This window comes from Flavobacterium sp. GW823-FHT04A11 (genome assembly GCF_058796535.1).
Map to the genome: position 1 here is coordinate 1105373 of NZ_CM179503.1, position 6701 is coordinate 1112073.

The window sequence follows — 6701 nt, forward strand, 5'->3', positions numbered from 1 at the left end:
ATTTAACTTTATTATTCCCGAATCATTTCAATATGAGGAATATCATCTTCCAGATACATTTCGCTGGTTTGTACAAAACCATGGCTTTCGTAAAATTTCTTTAAATATAATTGTGCTCCAATTGTGATTTTTTCTTTACCAAAATTTGATTTGATTCCGGCAATCGCTTCACGCATTAAATCGTGTCCCCATTTTTTATCTCTGTAATTGGCATCAACAACTACCCTTCCAATTGATGCATTATCAAAACTAATTCCGGCATCGAATAAACGTGCATAAGCGACGATTTTATTATCGTATTCACCAATTAAGTGTAAACCTTTCTTGTCTTTGCCATCAATGTCTAAATAAACACAATTTTGCTCTACTACAAAGATCTCACTTCGCACTTTAAGCAAATCATACAACTCGTTAACAGTTAATGCCTCAAAAGGCTTTATTTTCCATTTTAATTCCATTTCAATCTTCTTTTTTAGAAAGGGCTAAATTAATTGAAAATTTGAAATTACTATTATTTCAAAAGACAAATCCCAATTACAAACTGCAATCGGGATTTCTTTTATGTCAAGCGCTTCGAATGAATCTTATTTCTTCTTCATTATAATTTCCATGCTTTTATATTCTTCCCCATTTTTTACATCAAACATTTCCATTTTACGTGTTGTTGCATCAACAATAGTATAAATTTCACGATAAGGTGTTTTTTTACCATTTACAGGATTTACCATGTCGCCTTTGTATTCTATACTTTTTTTACTTTCGTCATATTTACCAATTGCCACCATCATGCCTGTTCCCATATTATCGATAAAAGTCGTTGTAAATTCTTTGCTTGCATTGTTGTAGGCTACGGTGCTTTTTCCTTCAAATGGTTGTCCCATCATGGTACCACTGTAATTGGTTTCCTGATAACGTCCTCCAAGCACCATTTTTATATGCGCAACTGAACTTGCTTTTTCAGGTTTTCCATTTGGTTCCATCCAAAAAGTCATATCACAATTCCAGGTACCGGTTTCGTCGGCCATCATTTTATGCTCCGTTCCGGGCGTGGCATAATCTGCCCATGCTTTCATTTGTGCTGCAGAATCTAAAGCTGGTTCTGAAACTGTATCTTTCGTTTTAATCGTATCTGTAACTTTTACCTCTTCATTTTCAGCTTTGACTTCTTTTTTACAAGACACAAAACACAATGTCAAAATTGACAATAATAGATAGATCTTTTTCATAATTAATTGATTTATTGGTTATTAAATCAAATGTACGAAAAATAAAACAAATTACCTTTTATCCACTTTAACTGATTTTATAATTGCCTCAAGTTCAAGCATTAAGTCTCTTTCCTGATTTGAAGGCGAATAGCAAAATCCTTCAATAACTAAAATTCTGCTGTACTTTTCGTCTATAATAGCGTAGTTGATAAAAGGTCCGGTCATGAAGTCATTTTTTAATTCCCAGGTTCCTTTGGTTTCAAATGTTTTCTTTCCATCTAATTCTGTATTTGAAAAATAGGGCGCATATGCTTCTCCCGTAATCATAGGTGTATCCGGTTCACGGCCTTTGATGTATTTACCGATTGAATCTCTCATTCGAACAATATTGCCTACAACATCAGATCCTTTGGTGAGTCTGCGAATTGGAATTTGATAGATAAGTAAACTTGTATTGCCGCTGATAATATCTTTTTTCAGCCACATAAAATTCTTTTTATGAAGCATATATTCGTAACCAGAAGGAATTTGCAGATTGATATGAAACTTGTTTTTTATTACAGTAGGATTCAACAATGATTTACTATTGTCCTGCTGAATTTTTTGAATTTCAGCATCGCGAATCATCTTTATAATTTGTGCTGAATTCAATTCTATACTGCAAATAATATCATCTACAGATTTTCCGTAAATGCGAAAGGTGTTGTGCGGTAATGTTTGGCTGTGTTTGATTTCGAACTTATCAGTTGCAGCTTTTTTAACCACAATAATGCTTCGGCTATCGGTCACAAAACCTTCAAGTAATTTTGCGGGATATTGATTGATCGTAAATAGAGGTTCTTCTTGTGTAAGACCCAAAACGGGAGATGCAAATTTATTTCGAATGGTATCACCCACTTCTCCATACCATAACTGATCGTCGATGATAATAGAAATGGTGTTTGTTTTACCAGAAACCGGCTGAGGCTGCTTCTCGTTTTTAACACACGAAACAAACAAACACGAAAGTAAAAGGCATAAAAAATGGGTTTTATTCATTTTCTTAGTTTAATGAAATAAAACCCAAATTTAGTTAAGATTTTTTTTATTATCCGTTTATTTTAAGTTTCATTCCGGGTTTAATATCACCATCCTGAATATTATTCCATTTTTTAATATCTGAAATAGTTACTCCTGGATATTTTTTTGAAATACTATATAAAGAATCTCCTTTTTTAACGTAATAATCTTCACCTATATTTTTTGCAGAGGCTGTTTTTTTCTTGAATGATTCAACAGAGCTTACCGCTATTGAAGTTGTAGCAACATTATTATCATCAACTGTTGTAACAAGTTTAGAAATAATTAATGTTTTTCCTAAACCAATATTGTTTGATGTTAAGTTGTTCAGGTCTTTTAAGTCAGCAATTGTTGTACCGAATTTTTTAGCAATGCTTCCTAAATTATCACCGGCAGCAACAACATATTCCTGATTAACAGTGTTTGTTTTTTCTTTCACATCATTGTTAGATGCGATTGCTTCTTCAACTTGTTTTTTATCAATTTCAGGCGCTTTTAATTCTTTTGGTGCTTTTACAATTGAATCGTTACTTGATTTAATTTTTAAAGTTTTGCCAAGAGCTATTGCATTTCCTTTAAGGTTGTTCCATTTTTTTAAATCTAAAATTGAAACATCATATTTGTCTGCAATTGTGCCAAGGTTGTCGCCTTTTCTTACTTTATAATATTGCGTTTCTGCTACAGCAACTGCAGTATCAAGTTTAGCTTTTCCTTTAGGTGTAACTTTTAATGCCAATTGTTTTGGCAATCCTTTGTGCTGAGATTGATAACTTACGTAAGCATAAATTTTATCTTCGTTTGAAACAAAAGTTGAAATTTTATCTTTTGGCAAACGTAAATAATGCGGTTCGTTTTGGTAAAACGGCACTACACCAAGTTTATAAGAAGGATTTAAAAGTTGTATTTGTGATTGTGGCATGTCTAACAAATCAGCAATTTGCTTGAATGACATTTGATTTTTGATTTGAACTGTATCTGTTTCGAAGTTTTTAACAACAGCTCTTTCAGGATTGATTCCGTGTTCTTTGTGAAATTCAAAAAGATACATTGTAGCCAAAAAGGCAGGAACATAACCTTGCGTTTCTTTTGGAAGGTGGTTACGAATATCCCAGTATTTTGTTTTTCCGCCAGAACGACGAATCGCTTTTGTAACATTTCCCGGTCCTGAATTATACGATGCTAGAACTAATTCCCAATCACCAAAAATTTTGAACATTTTGGTCATATATTCTGAACATGCTGCTGTCGCTTTCAAAGGATCGCTTCGTTCGTCTATATAAGAATCAATTTTAAGATCGTATTGTTTTCCGGTTCCGTACATGAATTGCCAAAGACCCGTGGCGCCCATTTTAGAAACTGCTTTAGGGTTTAAAGCAGATTCTACAACGGCTAAATATTTAATTTCCAAAGGCACGTTTTGTTTGGCAAAAGCGTCTTCAAAAATTGGGAAATAATATTCTGATAAAGCCATTAATCGTGAAAATGATTTTTTACGATTTTTAAGAAACGACTTTATGATGTTTTCTAATCCCTGATTATATTCTATTTCAAAAGGCGATTTCTCATTCATAACCTGAAGTCGCTGTTTAAGCAACTCAGTTGGTAGTTCCTGATCAACACTTATGTCTGTATTGATTGTCTGAATGTCTTTTGTTAAATCATCGTAGATATCTAAACTTACTAATTCATTCATCCAAAGACTGTCTACGCGAGTGCACATCTGATCTTTTTTGAAAGTATTTTTAACCGAATCTAAGTACGAGATTTTAACATCTGGTTTAATCTGCAAATCTGCTTTTACAATATCTTGTGCAAAGGAGGCAATGGAGAATAAAACAGAAACCGCTAATGAAATTTTCCTTATAATCATATAACTTTTATTTAAAATTCTATAATTCAATAAATTACAGAAGAGTTAACTTTGCAAAACTAAATAGTTTATAGAAGAAAAATATGCAAAAAAATGTTAATTGTGATATTTTAGTCTAAAATCGCTGCGATTCCAGGCAAAACTTTTCCTTCTAACATTTCAAGCATTGCACCGCCACCAGTGGAAACGTAGCTCATTTTATCTTCAAAACCAAACTGTTTTACAGCTGCAACAGAATCTCCTCCTCCAACTAGTGAGAAAGCACCTTTTTCTGTAGCTTCTGCGATATAATCTCCTAAAGCAATAGTTCCTTTAGCAAAAGATTCCATCTCAAAAACACCTAATGGACCATTCCATAAAATAGTTTTTGACTCTAAAATTACTTTTTTGAAGTTTTCTAATGATTTAGGACCTGCGTCAAGACCTTGCCATCCGTCAGGAATTGCTGTTACATCTACTACTTGTGTATTTGCTGTGTTTGAGAAATCATCTGCAGCAATAACATCAACCGGAATATGAACCTGAACTCCTTTTTCTTTAGCTAATCTTAAAATTTCAAGTGCTAATTCTTGTTTGTCGTCTTCACAAATAGATTCACCAATTTTTCCGCCTTGTGCTTTGATGAATGTAAAAGTCATTCCACCTCCAATAATCATGTGATCTACTTTATCTAAGATATTTTCGATTACAGTAATTTTAGATGAAACTTTAGATCCGCCAAGAACAGCTGTTACTGGTTTTTCGCTATTGTTAAGTACTTTGTTTAAGCTTTCAATTTCTTTTGCCAATAATGTTCCAAAGCATTTTTCTGTTGGAAAAAATTGTGCAATAATAGTTGTTGATGCGTGTGCTCTGTGGGCAGTTCCAAAGGCATCGTTTACGTAGATGTCTCCAAGTGAAGCTAATTCTTTTGCAAAAGCAACATCTCCAGCTTCTTCTTCTGCATGAAAACGTAAATTTTCAAGTAATAAAACTTCTCCTGGTTTTAGGTTTTTAGCAGCAGTTTGTGCTACTTCTCCAACGCAGTTTTCAGCAAACTGAACCGGAACTCCTAAAATATCTGAAGCAGTTTTTAAAATATGTTTTAATGAGTATTTTTCTTCGGCTCCTTTTGGTCTTCCTAAATGCGACATTAAAATTACACTTCCACCCTGCTTTAAAATTGCATCAATGGTTGGTTTTGCAGCTTCTATACGTGTAGCATCTGTTACATTAAAGTTTTCATCCAAAGGCACGTTGAAGTCAACACGGATAATTGCTTTTTTATTTTTAAAGTCGAAATCGTTTAAAGTTTTCATTTGATAATTTTTTAATTTTTGAAAGAATAACAAATATAGAACTTTTAATGTAGTATTAAATTCGAAATATCTAAAAATAACCTATCTATAACAACGAAAACGTTGTAAATTAAGAAAACAAACCAATTTATTTCAAAAAAAATAAAATTGTGCCGTAGAATATTTAACAGTTAAAAGTTACTGCAAACCAAATATTGGCTCTTCATTTAATAAAAAACGAAAAAAAATAGTATTTAGTCTACAGTAATTTTTACTTGTAAATTTTATTAGTCGTGTACCGGACTTTGGGTACAAGGACAGTTACTGATTGATCCGAAGAAATCGAATCCAATTGTGATCGAGTGAGTTCCTGTATTATAATTGCCAAGATCATTGAACATTACCTGATAAGAATAACCGAAGTAAAATTTAGATTTCATGAATCCTACCATTGGCCCAACTGATAATGGTTTTGGGAACTGGTCGTTTAACATACGGTAAGAAACTCCTATCCAATAGTAATCTTCGTAACGATTGAATCGTCTGTACTTGAAGTTTAAATCGGTTGTTGAACGTTGGTCACTTGCAAAAAACTGATAGTAAACAGATGGTTCGTATTCGATACGGCTATTTTCACCGTCTTTAAAAACCATACCGGTATATACCTGATAGTTGGAAAGTAATTCTGGTTCATCAACAAAATACTTCTCAGTGTTTTTCTTTAAAACGTTGTTTGCATTAAAACTTATGTAAAAGTTTTTATTACGGTATAAAGCACTAATATCAAAGTTGTTGTTTTGTGTATATCTGTTATCGGTTGGTCTTCCCGGATCTTGTACAGGTCCTCCATTAACGTCGCCGGTGAAATTACCAGTTTCGATACGGAAGTTGTTATAGTTATACGAAATACCAAATGATAGATATTGTTTTGAATAATAATCTAATATAAGGTGATGTGCAAACGATACTTTGGCTCCTGTTTGTCTTGTATTACCATTACTGTCATTATATAACGACAAACCAACTCCGGAACGGTCTAATATACGGAAATCAGCATACAATGATTGGTTATCTGGTGCATCTTTGATTCCAACCCATTGCGTAAGGCCATTGGCACGAATCCTAAGATTATCGCCAATACCAGCAAAAGCGGGTGAAATTACAAATGGATTATCAGCTAAATACTGCGTAAACACCGGTAGGTTTAACTCTTGGCTGTAACTTGTTGTTACAGCCATGAGTACTAAGGATAAAATAAATTTTTTCATTGTAATAATTTTTTTAGAT

6 protein-coding genes are annotated in these 6701 nt (G+C 33.1%); all 6 read right to left on the bottom strand.

Annotated elements, in window-relative coordinates; all coding sequences use genetic code 11:
- Window positions 1-11: 11 nt before the first annotated feature.
- The 6 genes from AC3QL1_RS04895 to AC3QL1_RS04920 all read right to left on the bottom strand — a co-directional run bounded on the left by AC3QL1_RS04895 (window position 12) and on the right by AC3QL1_RS04920 (window position 6682).
- Window positions 12-458 carry a GNAT family N-acetyltransferase gene (locus AC3QL1_RS04895; protein WP_492495596.1) on the bottom strand — a complete coding sequence of 149 codons (447 nt, stop codon included), beginning with the start codon at window positions 456-458 and terminating at the stop codon, window positions 12-14.
- A 126-nt stretch (window positions 459-584) separates the two neighbouring features.
- Window positions 585-1226, bottom strand: coding sequence for a DUF1579 domain-containing protein (locus tag AC3QL1_RS04900; protein WP_492495597.1), 642 nt, complete (start codon window positions 1224-1226; stop codon window positions 585-587).
- A gap of 51 nt (window positions 1227-1277) precedes the next feature.
- Entirely contained in the window at window positions 1278-2246 is a 969-nt protein-coding gene (locus AC3QL1_RS04905) for a DUF4837 family protein (RefSeq protein WP_492495599.1), read from the bottom strand.
- Between the two features lie 49 nt (window positions 2247-2295).
- Complete coding sequence (locus AC3QL1_RS04910; RefSeq protein ID WP_492495601.1) at window positions 2296-4137, bottom strand: LysM peptidoglycan-binding domain-containing protein; 1842 nt, start codon at window positions 4135-4137, stop codon at window positions 2296-2298.
- A gap of 110 nt (window positions 4138-4247) precedes the next feature.
- Complete coding sequence (locus AC3QL1_RS04915) at window positions 4248-5435, bottom strand: phosphoglycerate kinase (protein ID WP_492495603.1); 1188 nt, start codon at window positions 5433-5435, stop codon at window positions 4248-4250.
- Window positions 5436-5701: 266 nt separating this feature from the next.
- A complete protein-coding gene (locus AC3QL1_RS04920; RefSeq protein ID WP_492495604.1) occupies window positions 5702-6682 on the bottom strand; it encodes a PorP/SprF family type IX secretion system membrane protein in 981 nt (326 codons plus the stop codon).
- Window positions 6683-6701: the final 19 nt, after the last annotated feature.